General features: G+C 70.0%; 14 protein-coding genes, 5 tRNA genes and 2 pseudogenes. 11 read left to right on the top strand and 10 right to left on the bottom strand.

The annotated features are described in order from the left end of the window. Window positions 1-138 precede the first annotated feature (138 nt). Both ndgR and N8I87_RS28815 read left to right on the top strand, forming a co-directional pair. Window positions 139-855 (top strand): IclR family transcriptional regulator NdgR, encoded by a 717-nt coding sequence (gene ndgR, locus N8I87_RS28820; RefSeq protein WP_014675221.1) that lies wholly within the window; start codon window positions 139-141, stop codon window positions 853-855. A 72-nt stretch (window positions 856-927) separates the two neighbouring features. Beyond that, window positions 928-1,130, top strand: a pseudogene (locus tag N8I87_RS28815) (IclR family transcriptional regulator domain-containing protein); the annotation flags it as partial. A 17-nt stretch (window positions 1,131-1,147) separates the two neighbouring features. On the opposite strand, the gene N8I87_RS28810 reads toward N8I87_RS28815, so the two are convergent. Continuing rightward, complete coding sequence (locus N8I87_RS28810; protein WP_263213121.1) at window positions 1,148-1,672, bottom strand: DUF4188 domain-containing protein; 525 nt, start codon at window positions 1,670-1,672, stop codon at window positions 1,148-1,150. Between the two features lie 87 nt (window positions 1,673-1,759). Between N8I87_RS28810 and N8I87_RS28805 the strand changes: the two genes are divergently transcribed. Further along, window positions 1,760-2,404, top strand: coding sequence for a MerR family transcriptional regulator (locus tag N8I87_RS28805; RefSeq protein WP_263213120.1), 645 nt, complete (start codon window positions 1,760-1,762; stop codon window positions 2,402-2,404). Window positions 2,405-2,464: 60 nt separating this feature from the next. On the opposite strand, the gene N8I87_RS28800 is transcribed toward N8I87_RS28805, so the two are convergent. The 9 genes from N8I87_RS28800 to N8I87_RS28760 form a co-directional block, all read right to left on the bottom strand. Beyond that, window positions 2,465-2,537: transfer RNA gene (locus tag N8I87_RS28800), tRNA-Glu, on the bottom strand. A 28-nt stretch (window positions 2,538-2,565) separates the two neighbouring features. Next, window positions 2,566-2,637, bottom strand: a tRNA-Gln gene (locus tag N8I87_RS28795). 21 nt (window positions 2,638-2,658) lie between these two features. Further along, window positions 2,659-2,731, bottom strand: a tRNA-Glu gene (locus tag N8I87_RS28790). 29 nt (window positions 2,732-2,760) lie between these two features. Further along, a tRNA-Glu gene (locus tag N8I87_RS28785) sits at window positions 2,761-2,833 on the bottom strand. Window positions 2,834-2,871: 38 nt separating this feature from the next. Next, window positions 2,872-2,943, bottom strand: a tRNA-Gln gene (locus N8I87_RS28780). A gap of 91 nt (window positions 2,944-3,034) precedes the next feature. Beyond that, window positions 3,035-3,766: an HAD family hydrolase gene (locus N8I87_RS28775; RefSeq protein ID WP_263213118.1), complete on the bottom strand. Its 732-nt coding sequence runs from the start codon at window positions 3,764-3,766 to the stop codon at window positions 3,035-3,037. Window positions 3,767-3,858: 92 nt separating this feature from the next. After that, complete coding sequence (gene gltX, locus N8I87_RS28770; RefSeq protein ID WP_263213116.1) at window positions 3,859-5,382, bottom strand: glutamate--tRNA ligase; 1,524 nt, start codon at window positions 5,380-5,382, stop codon at window positions 3,859-3,861. Beyond that, a complete protein-coding gene (locus N8I87_RS28765) occupies window positions 5,375-6,160 on the bottom strand; it encodes a fumarylacetoacetate hydrolase family protein (protein ID WP_263213115.1) in 786 nt (261 codons plus the stop codon). The genes gltX and N8I87_RS28765 overlap by 8 nt, the downstream gene beginning before the upstream one ends. 122 nt (window positions 6,161-6,282) lie before the next feature. Then, window positions 6,283-6,459, bottom strand: a complete 177-nt coding sequence (locus N8I87_RS28760) for a hypothetical protein (RefSeq protein WP_263213114.1) — start codon at window positions 6,457-6,459, stop codon at window positions 6,283-6,285. A 572-nt stretch (window positions 6,460-7,031) separates the two neighbouring features. Between N8I87_RS28760 and N8I87_RS28755 the strand changes: the two are divergent. The 8 genes and pseudogenes from N8I87_RS28755 (at window position 7,032) to N8I87_RS28720 (ending at window position 17,468) form a co-directional block, all read left to right on the top strand. Further along, window positions 7,032-10,726 (top strand): annotated as a pseudogene (locus tag N8I87_RS28755) (sensor histidine kinase). Window positions 10,727-10,735: 9 nt separating this feature from the next. Then, entirely contained in the window at window positions 10,736-11,149 is a 414-nt protein-coding gene (locus N8I87_RS28750) for a roadblock/LC7 domain-containing protein (protein ID WP_003973453.1), read from the top strand. Window positions 11,150-11,260: 111 nt separating this feature from the next. Then, window positions 11,261-11,659: a DUF742 domain-containing protein gene (locus N8I87_RS28745; RefSeq protein ID WP_263213113.1), complete on the top strand. Its 399-nt coding sequence runs from the start codon at window positions 11,261-11,263 to the stop codon at window positions 11,657-11,659. Further along, a complete protein-coding gene (locus N8I87_RS28740; protein WP_263213112.1) occupies window positions 11,640-12,215 on the top strand; it encodes a GTP-binding protein in 576 nt (191 codons plus the stop codon). Before N8I87_RS28745 ends, N8I87_RS28740 begins: the two co-directional genes overlap by 20 nt. Window positions 12,216-12,594: 379 nt before the next feature. Continuing rightward, window positions 12,595-15,816 carry a sensor histidine kinase gene (locus tag N8I87_RS28735; protein ID WP_263213111.1) on the top strand — a complete coding sequence of 1,074 codons (3,222 nt, stop codon included), beginning with the start codon at window positions 12,595-12,597 and terminating at the stop codon, window positions 15,814-15,816. 10 nt (window positions 15,817-15,826) lie between these two features. After that, window positions 15,827-16,240 carry a roadblock/LC7 domain-containing protein gene (locus N8I87_RS28730; protein WP_030948713.1) on the top strand — a complete coding sequence of 138 codons (414 nt, stop codon included), beginning with the start codon at window positions 15,827-15,829 and terminating at the stop codon, window positions 16,238-16,240. A 96-nt stretch (window positions 16,241-16,336) separates the two neighbouring features. Then, window positions 16,337-16,906, top strand: coding sequence for a DUF742 domain-containing protein (locus N8I87_RS28725; RefSeq protein ID WP_263213105.1), 570 nt, complete (start codon window positions 16,337-16,339; stop codon window positions 16,904-16,906). Then, the gene (locus N8I87_RS28720; RefSeq protein WP_071369867.1) at window positions 16,887-17,468 is read left to right on the top strand and encodes a GTP-binding protein; all 582 of its coding nucleotides are present in this window, start codon (window positions 16,887-16,889) and stop codon (window positions 17,466-17,468) included. The genes N8I87_RS28725 and N8I87_RS28720 overlap by 20 nt, the downstream gene beginning before the upstream one ends. The last annotated feature ends 47 nt before the right edge of the window (window positions 17,469-17,515 follow it).

Here is a 17,515-nt window from a genome sequence, read left to right as displayed (position 1 = left end):
GGGAGGCGGTCCCCGCACCCTGTGCCGGGCGCCTGCCGCCAGGCCCGTTCGGTGCGCGGGCCGCTGTTCGTACAAGGGTTGCGCGTCTCACGGAAAATTGAACTTGCGTTTCACAGAGTGAGACGTGAGTATCGTTGCATGGACAACAGTAGCGGCGTCGGCGTTCTGGACAAGGCAGCCCTTGTCCTCAGCGCTCTGGAGTCCGGTCCGGCCACCCTCGCGGGTCTGGTCGGGGCCACCGGACTGGCACGACCCACGGCCCACCGGCTTGCCGTGGCTCTGGAACACCACCGCATGGTGGCACGCGACATGCAGGGCCGGTTCATCCTCGGGCCGCGCCTGGCCGAGCTGGCCGCGGCGGCGGGCGAGGACCGCCTGCTGGCGACGGCGGGCCCGGTGCTCACGCATCTCCGCGATGTCACCGGCGAGAGCGCGCAGCTCTACCGGCGCCAGGGTGACATGCGTATCTGTGTGGCCGCGGCGGAGCGGCTGTCCGGCCTTCGGGACACCGTCCCGGTCGGCTCCACCCTCACCATGAAGGCCGGCTCCTCGGCGCAGATCCTGCTCGCCTGGGAGGAGCCGGAGCGCCTGCACCGGGGACTGCAGGGGGCTCGCTTCACGGCGACGGCCCTGTCGGGCGTACGGCGCCGCGGCTGGGCCCAGTCCATCGGCGAGCGCGAGCCGGGCGTCGCGTCCGTCTCCGCGCCCGTGCGCGGCCCGTCCAACCGCGTGGTGGCCGCGGTGTCCGTCTCCGGCCCCATCGAGCGCCTGACGCGCCACCCGGGCCGTATGCACGCCCAGGCGGTCATCGACGCCGCCGGCCGCCTCTCCGAGGCACTGCGCCGCTCCGGCTGACCCCTTCGCACCCTCGGAACACGCACCGGGGAGGCCCGCCCCAACGCCGCGGCAGGCCCTCCCCCACGCCCCCGTTCCACGGCAACAGCCCTGTCAGGCGTACGGCGCCGCGGCTGGGCCCAGCCCATCGGCGAGCGCGAGCCGGGCGTCGCGTCCACCTCCGCGCCCGATGCGCGACCCATCCAACCGCGTGGTGGCCCCGCCCCGTCGAGCGCCTGACACGCCACCCGGGCCGTATGCACGCCCAAGCCGTCGTCGACGCCGCGGCAGGCCTTCCCGCCGTCCCCCCGCCTCAGCCGGCCTTCTCGGTCTCGGGCGTCCGCCGCGACCGGTATGCGAGCCGGTCCTTCGCGTATCGGCCCCGGCGCTCCAGCGGTACCTGTCCGTGCGCCGCTGCCAGGCCGAACGGCGGCATGTCGCCGTAGACGGACTCGTACGAACCCTCCGGCACGACATACGTCTCGTGCCAGATGCCCACGTGCCCCCGGACCTTCCCGGCCTTCTCCTTGCGGTTGATCAGCGCCCAGGCCCGGTGGTGGAAGGCGTCGGGCGCGGTCGCGTACGCGTAGAGCTTCTCCTTGGACTCCCAGTACTGCACGACGTAGTACGTGCGCGGCGAGGCGGTCAGCAGGATCCGCCCCAGCAGTCCCCGGCTCCGGTCGCGAGCCAGCTCCCGCAGCATGCGCAGCATCGCCAGCAGGACCGGGAGCCACTGGTGCACCGCCCAGAAGCGGTTGATGCGCATGCCGATCAGCAGGACCACCACGTCACCCTCTGCCGCCGCGGTGGTGCGGTCCGGAACCGGTCTGGTGGACATTCGCGACCCTCTCGTCCGATCGGATAGCAGCACTATCCTTCCATTCAATGCTTGGATAGTGGCACTTCCCAAGGAGAGGCGCAAGGCATGCGGCTTGCCGAGCTGAGTGAGCGCAGCGGTGTGTCGACCGCGACGATCAAGTACTACCTGCGCGAAGGGCTGTTGGCGCCCGGCCACCAGGTCAACGCGACGACCGCCGAGTACGACGAGGAGCATCTGCGCCGGCTGCGGCTGGTGCGCGCGATGATCCAGGTCGGCCGGCTGCCGGTGGCGACGGTGCGGGAGGTGCTGGAGCATGTCGACGACGACTCACTGGGCCGCACCATCAGGCTGGGCGCCGCCCTGTGGGCGCTGCCGCAGGTGCCGGAGCCGGACGAGGACGACGAGTACGTGCAGGCCGCCCACCGTGAGGCGGACGGGCTGCTGGAGGTGCTGGGCTGGGCCAACGCCCGGATGCTCACCACCGTCTCCCCCTCGTACCGCTCCCTGGTGGTGGCGATCGCCGCGTTCCGCCGGCTCGGCTACGACTGGGACGCCCAACGACTGGTCTTCTACGCGATGTTGATGCACGAGGCGGCGCGGTACGACCTGGACTTCGTGGAGGCGCAGCCGTCGGAGGCGGAGAAGGCGGAGAGCGCGGTGATCTCGGCGGTGCTGGTCGAGCCGATGCTCCAGGCGCTGCACCGGCTGGCCCAGGAGGAGGAGTCGGCGCGGCGGTACGGCTTCGGGTGACGGTGAGGGCCCTCCAACGCCGAAGGCCCTCCACCGAGGTGGAGGGCCTTCGTCCTGTTGTACCCCCGACCGGATTCGAACCGGCGCTACCGCCTTGAGAGGGCGGCGTGCTAGGCCGCTACACAACGGGGGCGAGGATCTTACGTTTCCGCAGATCCGAGCTGGTCTACCTGGACTCGAACCAAGACTAACTGAACCAGAATCAGTCGTGCTGCCAATTACACCATAGACCAATGATGGTTTAGACCAGTCAGTACCCCCGACCGGATTCGAACCGGCGCTACCGCCTTGAGAGGGCGGCGTGCTAGGCCGCTACACAACGGGGGCCCTAGCGATTCCGAGTTGATCGGAACCAGTACCCCCGACCGGATTCGAACCGGCGCTACTGCCTTGAGAGGGCAGCGTGCTAGGCCGCTACACAACGGGGGCTTGCGGATGTGATCCGCGGTGCAGATGAGCTCTGCGAGCTGGCCTACCTGGACTCGAACCAAGACTAACTGAACCAGAATCAGTCGTGCTGCCAATTACACCATAGGCCACTGGAACGCAAGCCCTTGAGCGGACCTTGTTCTAGTTTTGCGCCCCGGGGTCCTGGTCTTCCGACCCGCTCCCCTCGGCGCAGGAAGAACATTACCCGAAGGTGGACGGCGCTCCAAAACGGGTATCCGCGCCGACGATCGCGGGGAGTTCGGCGAGAGTGGAGATCCGGTGGGGTACGGCGGCCCCGACACGGTCGGCGTACACCCCGCCGCGATCGATCCACACGGACAGCAGACCGGCCTCGGCGGCGCCCCGCCCGTCGATCTCCGGGTGGTCGCCGACGTACGCGACCTGGTGCGGGGCGAGGGCCAGGGCGTCGCACGCGGCGAGGAACGCCTCGGCCTGCGGCTTGGAGACGCCCAGTTCGGCCGCGCACAGGACGGCCTCGAAGCGGTCACGCAGGCCGAGCACACGCAGCTTGCGGTCCTGGACGATGAGGCTGGAGTTGGACAGCACCGCGTGCCGGTGGCTGGCGGCGAGGGCGTCGAGGGCGGGCAGGACGTCCGGGAACAGGGTCCAGGCGGCCTCGTAGTGGCCGATGTAACGCTGGAACCAGGCATCCGCCTCGGCGTCGGTCAGCTCCTGGTCCAGGAACACCCGTACGCGGTCGCGCCGCTGGCCCTCGAAGGAAATCTCCCCCGCCGAGAACCGGGCCCACTGCGCATCGGTGATCTCCCGCCAGCGCACCAGGGCCCGCTCCGGGGTCCCGTACCCGTGGAGCATGCCCTCCGCCGCCAGATGGGAGCGCATGCCCTCGCGATCCGCGCTCGTGTAGTCGAAGAGGGTGTCGTCCACGTCCCAGATCACGGCCCTGATCGTCATGCCCCCAGCCTAGGCCGAACGAGCCGGACGACGCCGGGCGAAGGCCGAGGGGCGGCAACCGGTGACCCGGTTGCCGCCCCTCGGTGTGCGTGCTAGGCCGTCAGCTTCGCCAGGGCCGCGTCGATGCGGGCCAGGGTCTTCTCCTTGCCCAGGACCTCCAGGGACTCGAAGAGCGGCAGACCGACCGTGCGGCCGGTGACGGCCACGCGGACCGGGGCCTGGGCCTTGCCGAGCTTGAGGCCGTGCGCCTCGCCGGCGGCCAGGACGGCCTCCTTCAGGGACTCCGCGGAGTTCCAGTCGGCCGCGTCCAGCTTCTCGCGGGCGGTACGCAGCAGGGCGTCCGAGCCCTCCTTCATGGCCTTCGTCCAGCTCGCCTCGTCGAAGACCGGCTCGGCGAGGAACAGGAAGTCGACGTTGTCGGTGATCTCGTCGAGGACCTTGAGGCGGGTCTGCGCATGCGGGGCGATGGCCTGCCACTTCGTCTCGTCGAAGGCCTCCGGGGCCCACGGGGCGAACGGGGCCTGGAGCCACGGCCGGCAGCGCTCGGTGAAGTCCTTCACGTCGAGCAGACGGATGTGGTCGCCGTTGATCGCCTCGGCCTTCTTCAGGTCGAAGCGCGCCGGGTTCGGGTTCACGTCGGAGACGTCGAAGGCCGCCACCATCTCGTCCATCGAGAAGATGTCCTGGTCGGCCGAGAGCGACCAGCCCAGCAGCGAGAGGTAGTTGAGCAGGCCCTCGGGGAGGAACCCGCGCTCGCGGTAGAGGTTCAGCGAGGACTGCGGGTCGCGCTTGGACAGCTTCTTGTTGCCCTCGCCCATCACGTACGGCAGATGCCCGAAGGACGGGATCCGCTTGGCGATGCCGAGCTCGATCAACGCCTTGTAGAGGGCGATCTGGCGGGGGGTGGAGGAGAGCAGGTCCTCGCCGCGCAGGACGTGGGTGATCTCCATCAGCGCGTCGTCGACCGGGTTCACCAGCGTGTACAGCGGGGCGCCGTTCGCCCGGACGATGCCGTAGTCCGGCACGTTCTCCGGGGTGAAGGTCAGCTCGCCGCGGACCAGGTCCGTGAAGGTGATCGTCTCGTCGGGCATCCGGAAGCGGACGATCGGGGTGCGGCCCTGGGCCCGGTACTGCTCGACCTGCTCGGCGGTCAGGTCGCGGCAGTGGCCGTCGTAGCCGGAGGGCCTGCCCGCAGCGCGCGCGGCCTCGCGGCGGGTGTCCAGCTCCTCCTGGGAGCAGTAGCACTGGTAGGCGTGACCGCCGTCCAGGAGCTTCTGCGCGACGTCCTTGTAGAGGTCCATGCGCTGCGACTGGCGGTAGGGCGCGTGCGGGCCGCCGACCTCGGGGCCCTCGTCCCAGTCGAAGCCCAGCCAGCGCATCGCGTCGAGCAGCTGGTCGTACGACTCCTCGGAGTCGCGGGCCGCGTCGGTGTCCTCGATGCGGAAGACCAGGGCGCCCTGGTGGTGCCGGGCGAACGCCCAGTTGAACAGGGCGGTGCGGACCAGGCCCACATGGGGGTTACCGGTGGGCGAGGGGCAGAAACGGACGCGTGGGGATACCCCCTGTCCGAGCGGAGCCGAGGACTTGGGGGAGGGAGTGCCGGATGCGCTAGCCACGCTTGACAACCTTGTTGGTGAGAGTGCCGATGCCTTCGATGGTGACGGCGACCTCGTCGCCGACGTGCAGGGGGCCGACGCCGGCCGGGGTGCCCGTGAGGATCACGTCGCCGGGCAGCAGCGTCATGGCCTCGGAGATGTTGACGATCAGATCCTCGATGGGGTGGATCATCTCGCTCGTACGGCCCAGCTGGCGCTGTTCGCCGTTGACCGTGAGCTGGACGGTCAGATCGTTCGCGGCGGCGAGGTCCAGGTCCGTCTCCACCCACGGGCCGAGCGGGCAGGACGTGTCGAAGCCCTTGGCCCGGGCCCACTGTTTCTCGCGTCGCTGGACATCGCGGGCGGTGACGTCGTTGGCGCAGGTGTAGCCGAAGATCACGTCCTTGACGCGGTCGCGCGGCACCTCGCGGCACATACGGCCGATGACCACGGCCAGCTCCGCCTCGTGGTGGAGCTCCTCGGAGAAGGAGGGGTACTGGATCTCGTCGCCGGGGCCGATCACCGAGGTGGACGGCTTGAAGAAGGCGAACGGGGCGTCGGGGACCTCGTTGCCCAGCTCCCTGGCGTGCTCCGCGTAGTTGCGGCCGAAGGCCACGACCTTGTTGGGGAGCACCGGCGGGAGCAGCCGGACCTTGCTCAGCGGCACCTTCGTACCGGAGAGCTCGTGATCCGCGAACGGGATGCCCTTGATGATGTCCAGGACGAGCTCGTCCTGCTTCTCGCCCTCGACCGCGCCGAAGGCGACGTTCCCGTCGATGGAGAACCTGGCGATGCGCACGGGATCCTTGCGCCCCTTAACTGAGCCGGCTGGAGTCTGACGCTCCAGGCTAACGCGGCAAAGGGGGGCGCCCCGGAACTTCCGCGCCGACCGCCTTGAGCATCCGGCGGCCGTCCGTCGTACTACTGCGCGACGGAGGAGGTCACGGGGACCTCCATGAGGACGGTGCGCTTGGGGTTGGCGGTCTGGGCAGGCAGGTCGACGGAGTGTTCCGGCTGCTCCGGGGTCTGCAGTTCGCCGGCGTCCTCGAGGTGCGCCAGGGTCGTGCGACGCGGGTTGGCTATGTTGCGGAACATCATCGTCTTCACGGTTGTACGAGGCCCTGTCGTGAGTGGTTGTCAGAGAGTTACGTCCTGTAAAGCGCCAGGCTAAACATCCAATTCCCCGGCGAAGTCGCCAAGTGCCCTGGATCCGCATGTGAGTTTGCTCACGACTCCGCGCGCAAACCGGTCAATTCAGGCTCGCAATCCATGCCCACGAAACGGACATTCGCCCCCTGAAGCCATCATTCCGCTCCTGATCATGGCGACTGGGACACCGCCACGACTCCCGCCACTCGCGCGGATTCGTCCGTTATGTACGAGATCATCTTCTACGTCTCGTAACCTCCCGCTCACATATTGTCACTCAGGTCACAGCTCGGTCCACGGCCCTTGTTGGAGATCCTGCACTGTGCTGGAATTCCACGGACCGCCGCGGGATCGAGCCGGCGCGCAGGGCGCAGAGCAGCGCCGAGCGGCGGCGAGAAGGGGGAGCCAGCGTCGGTAGCCCACGAACACCCGGGGGGCGTATTCAGGACGCTCCCCACAACGCCGACACCGTGTCCTTCCGCTCGCGCGGAGGGGCGCCTGGTCCAGAGGTTGCGACGCTAGTGCAGGGACGTTTCAAGAGGGATGGCAGCGCTTCGGCGGAGCCGGAGCCGCACGGCGGGACCGACCGCGGTTCCTCGCCCCAGCACGCCCAGAACCCCCCGGGCCCGGTTCCCATCGGCGACGGCGGTGAGCGCTCCGGGCGCCCCGGCGCGGCCGGAGCACCGAGCCCCGCGCCGACAGTCAGCTCCGTCCAGGGTCCGACCGGCCCCGGGGCCCGAATAGCACTGCGCAACTGGCGCATCTCCACGCGCCTGGTGTCGCTGCTCGCGCTCCCCGTGGTCGCGGCCACCTCGCTGGGCGCGCTGCGCATCAGCGACTCCATGACCGACATCCAGCAGCTCGACAACATGAAGCTGCTGACGGACATGACCAAGCAGGCCACCGAACTGGCCAACGCGCTCCAGGAGGAGCGCGACCAGTCCGCCGGTCCGCTGGCCCACGGCCTCAAGGCGACCGACTACACGGTCAAGGGCTACCAGGACAAGACCGACCGGGCGAAGCAGAACTTCATCAACTCCTCCGAGGAGATCGACGCGGCGAGCAAGAACGGACAGCTCCAGGGCGTCCGTGACAGCCTCGTCGGCCTGGTCGGCCAGCTGGAGGGTCTCGCGAAGATCCGCCGCGGCGCCTACGAGTCCAAGGACAACTCGACGCAGACGGTCGAGTCGTACCACCGGCTGATCACCCAGCTGGTCGATCTCTCGCAGGACATGGCGGAGGCCTCCAGCAACCCCGAGATGATCCAGCGCACCCGCGCCCTGGCGGCGTTCTCCACCGCCAAGGAGTACGCGTCCGTGCAGCGTGCCGTCATCGCCGCGGCACTGCCCGACAACAACACGACGGCCGGCCGGCTCTCGGACAACGACCGGCTCTACGGCCAGTCGGCACTCTCCAGCGAGGGCTCCGAGCTGACGATCTTCCGGAAGATCTACGCCGGCGGCAACGTCGCCGAGCTCCTCAAGCCCATCGACTCGGGCAACTCGATCATCGAAGCCTCGGACACCTACGCCAAGCGCGCCCTGAGCGGCCCCAGCGGCCTCACCGACCAGAGCAAGCGCTCCTACCGCGACTGGGTGGACGACAGCTCGACCAAGCTGCTGCAGATGAAGAAGATCGAGCACTCACTGCTCGAGGACATGGAGCAGAAGGCCCGCGAGCTGCGCAACGCCACCGAGCGCGACGCGATCATCTCCGGTGCGCTGATCCTCATCGTCCTCGGCGTGTCGCTGGTCGGCGCCTTCGTCGTGGCCCGCTCCATGATCCGCTCGCTGCGCCGCCTCCAGGAGACCGCCACCAAGGTCGCCCAGGACCGGCTGCCCGAGCTGGTCAAGCAGCTGTCCGAGTCCGACCCGCAGGACGTCGACACGTCGGTGGAGTCGGTCGGTGTGCACTCCCGGGACGAGATCGGCCAGGTGGCCGCGGCCTTCGACGACGTGCACCGCGAGGCGGTCCGCCTCGCCGCCGAGCAGGCCCTGCTGCGGGGCAACGTCAACGCGATGTTCACCAACCTCTCGCGCCGCTCCCAGGGCCTCATCCAGCGCCAGCTGTCGCTGATCTCCGAGCTCGAGTCCCGCGAGGCCGACCCGGACCAGCTGTCCTCGCTGTTCAAGCTCGACCACCTCGCGACCCGCATGCGCCGTAACGGTGAGAACCTTCTCGTGCTCGCCGGTGAAGAGCCCGGCCGCCGCTGGACCCGCCCGGTCCCGCTGGTCGACGTCCTGCGCGCCGCCGCGTCCGAGGTGGAGCAGTACGAGCGCATCGAGCTGGCCGCCGTGCCGACCACCGAAGTGGCCGGCCGCGTGGTCAACGACCTCGTGCACCTGCTCGCCGAGCTGCTCGAGAACGCCACCTCGTTCTCCTCGCCGCAGACCAAGGTCAAGGTCACCGGTCACGCGCTGCCCGACGGCCGCGTGCTGATCGAGATCCACGACACCGGTATCGGCCTCTCCCCCGAGGACCTCGCGGCGATCAACGAGCGGCTCGCCTCGCCGCCCACCGTGGACGTCTCGGTGTCCCGCCGCATGGGTCTGTTCGTGGTCGGCCGTCTGTCGCAGCGCCACGGCATCCGCATCCAGCTCCGCCCGTCCGACTCCGGCGGCACGACCGCGCTGGTCATGCTCCCCGTCGACGTCGCCCAGGGCGGCAAGAAGCCCACTCCCGGCAAGCCCGGCGCCCCCGCGGCGAGCGGCGGTCCGGCGGCCGCGCAGGCAGCGGCCGGTGCGGCCGCGGCCCGCCGCAACAACCAGGGCGGCTCCTCGGTGCCGGTGCCCCCGGTGGCGCCCTCGGCGCCGGCGGCGGACGGCTCGGCTCGGGCCCCGGCGCGCGGGGCCAGGTCGGCTCCGGTCAGGGTCCGCGGGCGGCGCTGCCCGGCGCGGGCCAGGGCGGCCGTCCCGGTGCCCCGGGCGGCGCGCGTGGTCAGCAGACCCCGGCCGCGAACCAGCAGGGCGGCCGACCCTCCCCCAAGCTCTCAGCTTCGTTCGAGCAGGGGGCACCCCCATCGGCCGGTGCCGGCTTCGGCGGACAGACGCCGGGTGCCCCGCAGGGTCTGCAGGCGGCCGGTACGGGCGCGTCCCAGCAGGACATGTTCGGCGGCCGCGGTGGTCCCGCGGCGCCGAAGCGCGGCAACAACGCCTCCGACCAGGGCCGGCAGATCCCGCCGCGCGGCGGTGCGCGGGCCGAGCTGCCCGGCGGCAACCCGCAGCAGCGCACCCCGAGCTGGAGCGACGACAACGCGCAGCCGCAGGTCTCCCGCGCCTCGCTGGACGCCCCGCGCGGCCACGACGAGCAGGACCCGGCGCAGACCTCGCGCATGCCGCGCGTCGACGACCGGCAGGGCCCGGGTTCGACGGCCGAGATTCCGGTGGTTCCCCGCCAGGACTTCAACAGCTCGCAGAACACCGGTCAGTTCGCCCGTCCCGGTGCGAACGGCCAGCAGGACACGGGCTCCTTCGTCCGCCCCGACGTCTTCGGCGCTCCGGCCGGGCAGCCGAACGGCTCCGGCACGGGCCAGTTCGCCGCCCCGCAGGCGTACGACGCCGGTTCCACCGGCCAGTACCCGGCGCCGGGCTACGACGGCGGGTCCACCGGTCGGCACTCCCTGCCCGGCCGCCAGAACCTCGCCCAGCCGACGGGCCAGTACGAGCGGCCGCAGGCGGGCGACTTCGGCGGGCAGCGTCCGCCGGCCCCGCAGCACCGTCCGGCCCGTCAGGAGCCCGAGGCGCTGCCGCCGGCGAGCGGTCCGGGCGACGGTCGTACACCGCTGTACGACACCCTGGAGACCAACTGGTTCCACGGCGGCCAGCAGGCGGGGCAGCAGGGCAACGGCTCGGCGCCGGCCCCGCAGCAGTCGCAGGCCTCCGCTCCCTCGGCCGCTCCGGCGGCTCCCCAGCGTCCCGCTCCGAGCGCCTGGCGCAGCTCGCCGAACGACGATCTCGTCCGGCAGGCAGAGCGCGTACGGCAGCCGGCGGCGGGCGGCGTCACCACCTCCGGCCTGCCGCGCCGGGTGCCCCGGGCCAACCTCGTACCGGGCACGGCTCAGCAGCAACAGCACCAAACCGGTCCGCAGGTCTCACGTGCGCCTGACGACGTACGCGGCCGACTGACCAATCTCCGTCGGGGTATCGCACAGGGTCGGCAGGCCAACAACGGCCAGACCGGCAGCTACCCGAACCCCACTCACCAGCAGGAGCGTTAGTTGAGCCAGATGAGCCAGGCGGCACAGAACCTCAACTGGTTGATCACCAACTTCGTGGACAACACCCCCGGTGTGTCCCACACCGTCGTCGTGTCCGCCGACGGTCTCCTTCTGGCGATGTCGGAAGGCTTCCCGCGGGACCGTGCCGACCAGCTGGCGGCCGTCGCGTCCGGGCTCACCTCGCTGACCGCCGGGGCGTCCCGGATCTTCGAGGGCGGCAACGTGGCGCAGACGGTCGTCGAGATGGAGCGCGGGTTCCTCTTCCTCATGTCGGTCTCGGACGGCTCGTCCCTCGCCGTCCTGGCCCACCCCGAGTGCGACATCGGCCTCGTCGGCTACGAGATGGCACTGCTCGTCGACCGTGCAGGGGCGGTCCTCACGCCGGACCTGCGCGCCGAACTCCAGGGCAGTCTGCTCCACTGACCGGCCCCGGTAACACCCACCTCACGAAATCACCGTCCGGCCGCCACAATCCCCCCACCGGCCCTGTCAGACGGCAAGACTGACCGACCTGCTGTCCCGCCCGGAGGATTCATGACCCCGCCCACCGCCTCTCATGATCCGTACGCGGAGCCGTACGGGGACGAGGGCGACCAGCCGCTGGTACGTCCGTACGCGATGACCGGCGGCCGGACGCGGCCGCGCTATCAGCTCGCCATAGAGGCGCTGATAAGCACCACGGCCGACCCGGCAGCGCTCATGGGGCTGCTCCCGGAGCACCAGCGCATCTGCCACCTGTGCCGTGAGGTGAAATCGGTCGCGGAGGTGTCGGCGCTCCTCTCCATGCCGCTCGGTGTGGCCCGGATCCTGGTCGCCGACCTCGCCGAGGCCGGCCTGGTCGCCATCCACCAGCCGGGTGGCGACGAGAACAACGGCGGCGCTCCGGATGTGACGCTGCTCGAAAGGGTGCTCAGTGGACTTCGCAAGCTCTGACGCGGGCCGGGCCACCACCTCCGCGAAGATCGTGGTGGCGGGCGGCTTCGGCGTGGGCAAGACCACGTTCGTCGGCGCCGTCTCGGAGATCAACCCGCTGCGCACGGAGGCCGTCATGACGTCCGCCAGCGCGGGCATCGACGACCTGACCCACACCGGAGACAAGACGACCACCACGGTCGCCATGGACTTCGGCCGTATCACGCTCGACCAGGACCTGATCCTGTACCTGTTCGGCACGCCCGGACAGGACCGTTTCTGGTTCATGTGGGACGATCTGGTGCGCGGCGCGATCGGTGCCGTCGTACTGGTGGACACCCGGCGACTGGCCGACTGCTTCCCGGCGGTGGACTACTTCGAGAACAGCGGTCTGCCGTTCGTCGTCGCGCTCAACGGTTTCGACGGGCATCAGCCCTACCAGCCGGAAGAGGTGCGCGAGGCGCTGCAGATCGGACCGGACACCCCGATCATCACGACCGACGCCCGGCACCGGGCCGACGCCAAGAGCGCGCTGATCACGCTGGTCGAGCACGCCCTGATGGCACGGTTGAGGTAGCACGCAAGTCGAAAGTGGCATACGGCAGTTGTCGTAAACGTTTCGGAGCCGGCTGTGGCCTTTGACACGGTCGGCTCCGGTGTTCATAACGTTTCGGCAGAGGAATCAGGTGGTATCGCCACGCGTCGCGGTCGATCGGTGCCGCTGCGCTCACAAAAGCCCCGCCTTTTGGCGGGGCTCGCTCTTTTTGACCGTTTTATCTGGGGCTTACATCCCTCCCAATCCGAGGTTTGCACTGTTTGGAAGTGCGCTGGTCGACGTGCTGGAATGCCTGAACTGCCCAATAGTCAAAGACGTACTCAGTAGTGGTCTGTGACACACCGGGCTTGAGAGACTGCGGCACGTCGTAGGTGCCCGCCGCCGAGAGGTTGTTGGTCGAGTGAGGCGAAGCAAGAACGGTCCCGAGCCGTCGGCACGGGGCAACTTCACCCCGCCGCCGCGCGCTGCGGCGCCCACCCCTGTGCCGGGCTCGGAGCCGACGGCCGCCCCCGCGAAGAGCGGCGGCCGTCTCTCGCCGCGCAACTGGCGAGTGCCGACCAGGCTGAACGCGATCCTGCTCATACCCGTGCTGGTCGGCCTCGTCATGGGCGGCTTCCAGGTGAAGAGCTCGATCGACACCTGGCAGGAGGCCCAGGACGCCGAGAACACCGCGCGCCTGGTGCGCGCCTCCCTCGGCTACGCGGACGCCCTCTACAACGAGCGTGACATCACGGCGGCGCCGCTGCTGCAGGGCAAGGGCCAGAGCAACAGCACCGTCGTCTCGGCCCGCAAGCAGACGGACGAGGCCGCCGACGCCTTCGACCAGGCCGCGCAGAACATGCCGCAGAAGCCGGGCCTGCAGCGCCGCCTGAAGCTGTTCCGCGAGGAGGAGCCGAAGCTCCAGGACCTGCGCGCCGCGGCCTACACCACCAAGATGACCGGCGTGAACACCGAAGAGGGTTACGTCGGGATCGCCCACCCCCTGATGGAGTTCGCCAACGAGCTCGGCCTGGGCACCGGCAACATCACCTCCTACGGCCGTACCGTCTACGCCATCTCGCTGACCAAGGCCGCCCTCTCGCTGGAGCGGTCGATCGGCATGCACCTGCTGGTCAAGCCCGGCCCGGACCAGCCGAACCTGGCGACCCAGCGGGTCTCCCTGTCCTCCTACGCCTACCTCGAGCGGATCGCCGTCGAGGAGTACGTCGGCGGTGGCACCGAGGCCGACGCGCAGAAGCTCACCGACGCCGAGGCGAAGATCAAGACCGACGGCGCGGCGATGGCCGAGGCGGCCAAGGGCAAGGACCCGAGCTACGTGCCCCCGCCCAGCGTGACGAAGATGGTCGCGGCCCTGGCCCAGCTGCCCGACACCAGCACCACCACCCGCGCCGCTCTGGCCGCCAAGGGCACCACCGCGCAGAACTGGTGGGCGGTCAACACACTCAAGTACGACGCCTACCGCAACATCGAGTTCGGTCTCGCCGACAAGGCGGTGGACGAGGCCTCCGGCATCGCCGACGACGCCAAGACCTCCGCGTTCATCACCGGTGCCACGGTCGTGGTCGCCCTGCTCGCCGCGTTCATCCTGGCCGGCATGGTGGCCCGCCAGATGAGCCGCTCGATGCGCCAGCTGCGCAACGCCGCCTTCGGCATCGCCGAGCAGCGTCTGCCGATGCTGGTCGACCAGCTGTCCCGCACCGACCCCGGCCGGGTCGACACCCGGGTCGCGCCGATCCCGATCACCTCGACCGACGAGATCGGCGAAGTCGCCCGCGCCTTCGACCAGGTCCACCGCGAGGCCGTCCGGCTCGCCGCCGAGCAGGCCCTGCTGCGGGGCAACATCAACGCGATCTTCACCAACCTCTCGCGCCGCAACCAGTCGCTGATCGAGGGCCAGCTGACCCTGATCACCGACCTGGAGAACAACGAGGCCGACCCGGACCAGCTGGAGAACCTCTTCCGCCTGGACCACCTCGCGACCCGTATGCGCCGCAACGGCGAGAACCTCCTGGTCCTCGCGGGCGAGGAGCCCGGCCGCCGCTGGGACCAGCCGGTCCCGCTGGTCGACGTCCTGCGCGCCGCCTCCTCCGAGGTGGAGCAGTACGAGCGCATCGAGCTCTCCGGCGTCCCGGAGGCCGAGATCCACGGCCGCGCCGTGACCGACCTCGTGCACCTGCTCGCCGAGCTGCTGGAGAACGCCACCACGTTCTCCTCCCCGCAGACCAAGGTCCGCGTCACCGCGACCCGTCTGCCCGACGGCCGCGTGATGGTCGAGATCCACGACAAGGGCATCGGCCTGACGGCCGAGGACTTCGCGGACATCAACCACAAGCTGGCCAACCCGCCGACCGTGGACGCCGCGATCTCCCAGCGCATGGGCCTGTTCGTGGTCGGCCGGCTGTCCGACCGGCACGGCATCCGCGTCCAGCTGCGCCCCTCGGGCGAGCAGGCCGGCACGACCTCCCTGGTCATGCTGCCCGACGCGATCACGCACGGTGGCGGTGGCGAGCAGCCGCTGGACCGCGAGGACTTCACGGTTTCCCAGATCATCCCGGAGCAGCAGTTCCAGGGCGAGAGCTTCAACCAGCTGCAGCAGCCCGCGATGCGTACGGCGGCCGAGCTCGGCTTCGACGACAGCCGCTACGCCGACGTCCCCGACGACATCCGCGAACTGGACCCCGTGGGCCGCTCGCTGATACGCGAGGAGCGCCGTGCGGCCCTGGAGTCCCAGTCCGCGGCCGGACAGGCCCCCCAGGAGGCCCCGCAGGCCCCTGAGGCCCCCGTGTACGACGAGTTCGATGCCCGAACGGGCTACGACGGCAGCCGTACGGGCTACCAGGAGCAGCCGGCGGCCTACGACCCGCAGGCTGCGTACCAGGAGCAGCAGAGCGCGTACGCGGAGCCGCAGCAGCCGTCGTACGACGAGCAGTACTACGCGCCGAACGGTGGTCTGCAGAACGGCGGCTACCCGGAGCCCACGTATGCGGAGGCGGCCCAGGAGGGGCCCGGCGCCGCGGGCAACACGGCCCCCGAGGGCTACCCGGCCTACGAGGAGCAGTCCTACCAGGACGACTGGCCGCAGCAGGACGGCTACCGGAACGGCTACCCGGCCCAGTACGCTCCCGAAGCGGAATCCGCGCAGGCCGGTGACGTGAACGAGCGTGACCGCGTAGGCTTCGACCGTCCGGGCGGGGCCTCCTCCGCCTCCCACCAGCTGACCGACGCCGGGTTGCCCCGTCGCGGATCCATCGCGAGCGGTACGAACGGTTCGAATGGTGCGGGCCGCGCACGCCAGGAAGCACCGGCCTCCGTGCCGGAGACCAACGGCGACGGCTGGCGTTCGGCGAACGACGAGCGCTGGCAGCAGGCCTCGCAGCTCCGGAAGCCCAAGGCGGGCGGAGTCACCTCCTCCGGACTGCCGCGGCGCGTGCCCAAGGCCAACCTGGTCGAGGGAGCCGCCGAGACCACCCCTCAGGGAGGCCCACAGGTCTCCCGCGCCCCGGAGGACGTCCGGGGCAGGCTGAGCAACCTGCGTCGGGGCGTCCAGCGCGGACGCAGCGCAGGCAGTGAAACGAACGGCCAGGGCTTCGGCCCTGACAGCACCTACAACCAGGAGCGTTAGTGTGAGCCCGATGAGCCAGGCGGCACAGAACCTGAACTGGTTGATCACCAACTTCGTGGACAACACCCCGGGGGTGTCCCACACGGTGGTGGTCTCCGCCGACGGACTCCTTCTGGCTATGTCCGAAGGCTTTCCGCGCGACCGCGCCGATCAGCTCGCGGCCGTCGCCTCCGGTCTGACGTCTCTGACGGCAGGCGCCTCCCGGATCTTCGAGGGAGGCAGCGTGAATCAGACGGTTGTGGAGATGGAGCGGGGATTCCTGTTCCTCATGTCCATTTCCGACGGTTCGTCGCTGGCGGTCCTGGCCCACCCCGAGGCGGACATCGGCCTCATCGGGTACGAAATGGCACTCCTGGTCGATCGCGCGGGCACGGTTCTCACCCCGGACCTGCGCGCCGAACTCCAGGGAAGCCTTCTCAACTAACAGTCAGACGGTGCGTTTTCGCGTCCCGGGGCCGTAAGGTTTCGGGACGCGGCTCCACAGGGATGGGTGCCCGGCACGGTCGGAGGAGGAGAGAAAGTGGCAACACCCCCAGGCGGTTCGAATACGGGCAACTGGTCGTACGGCCCTGCCCAGGGCCAGGGCGACGGATCCGCGAACCGGTACAACTTCCCCTCCGCCCCCAGCCACCGGCAGCCGTACGCGCCGCAGGGCCCCGGCCCTTCGCCGTACGACCAGCCGCCGGCACCGCGCATCCAGCCGGTGCAGCCGCAGCGCCGTCCCGAGCCGGCGCCCGCCGGGGCGTCGAACAACCCCTTGGTGCGTCCGTACGCCATGACCGGCGGCCGGACCCGCCCGCGGTACCAGCTCGCCATCGAGGCGCTGGTGCACACCACCGCGCAGCCGCACCAGATGCAGGGCCAGCTGCCCGAGCATCAGCGGATCTGCAACCTCTGCCGAGAGATCAAGTCGGTGGCCGAGATCTCGGCCCTGCTGACCATTCCCCTCGGCGTGGCCAGGATCCTCGTCGCCGACTTGGCGGAGGCGGGCCTGGTCGCCATCCATCAGCCCGGCGGCGACGAGAACGCCGGTGGCCAGCCAGACGTGACACTGCTCGAAAGGGTGCTCAGTGGACTTCGCAAGCTCTAGCGGCGGTCCTTCCCGCTCCACCACCTCCGCGAAGATCGTGGTGGCGGGCGGCTTCGGCGTGGGCAAGACCACGTTCGTCGGCGCCGTCTCAGAGATCAACCCGCTGCGCACAGAGGCCGTGATGACGTCCGCGTCTGCCGGCATCGACGACCTCACCCACACCGGAGACAAGACCACCACCACGGTGGCCATGGACTTCGGCCGTATCACCCTGGACCAGGACCTGATCCTGTACCTGTTCGGTACGCCCGGTCAGGACCGCTTCTGGTTCATGTGGGACGACCTGGTGCGCGGCGCGATCGGCGCGATCGTCCTGGTGGACACCCGGCGTCTCGCCGACTGCTTCCCCGCGGTCGACTACTTCGAGAACTCGGGCCTGCCCTTCGTCATCGCCCTCAACGGCTTCGACGGCAACCAGCCGTACCAGCCGGACGAGGTCCGCGAGGCCCTGCAGATCGGCCCGGACACCCCGATCATCACGACGGACGCCCGCCATCGCGCCGACGCCAAGTCGGCGCTGATCACGCTGGTGGAGCACGCCCTGATGGCCCGCCTCCGCTAGCCCGGTACGCCGAATGGATGGGCGGGCCCTCCCCGGTGGGAGGGCCC

The organism is Streptomyces sp. HUAS 15-9 (assembly GCF_025642155.1).
Classification (GTDB): domain Bacteria; phylum Actinomycetota; class Actinomycetes; order Streptomycetales; family Streptomycetaceae; genus Streptomyces.
Note: the sequence above shows the minus strand (reverse complement) of the source record. Positions and strands in the feature narration are given on the sequence as shown.

Bases quoted from the DNA above. Each gene is read 5' to 3' on its own strand.
- ndgR (WP_014675221.1), top strand. From the start codon at position 139: ATGGACAACAGTAGCGGCGTCGGCGTTCTGGACAAGGCAGCCCTTGTC.
- N8I87_RS28810 (WP_263213121.1), bottom strand. From the start codon at position 1,672: ATGTCCACCAGACCGGTTCCGGACCGCACCACCGCGGCGGCAGAGGGT.
- N8I87_RS28805 (WP_263213120.1), top strand. From the start codon at position 1,760: ATGCGGCTTGCCGAGCTGAGTGAGCGCAGCGGTGTGTCGACCGCGACG.
- N8I87_RS28775 (WP_263213118.1), bottom strand. From the start codon at position 3,766: ATGACGATCAGGGCCGTGATCTGGGACGTGGACGACACCCTCTTCGAC.
- N8I87_RS28760 (WP_263213114.1), bottom strand. From the start codon at position 6,459: ATGATGTTCCGCAACATAGCCAACCCGCGTCGCACGACCCTGGCGCAC.
- N8I87_RS28750 (WP_003973453.1), top strand. From the start codon at position 10,736: ATGAGCCAGGCGGCACAGAACCTCAACTGGTTGATCACCAACTTCGTG.
- N8I87_RS28745 (WP_263213113.1), top strand. From the start codon at position 11,261: ATGACCCCGCCCACCGCCTCTCATGATCCGTACGCGGAGCCGTACGGG.
- N8I87_RS28730 (WP_030948713.1), top strand. From the start codon at position 15,827: ATGAGCCAGGCGGCACAGAACCTGAACTGGTTGATCACCAACTTCGTG.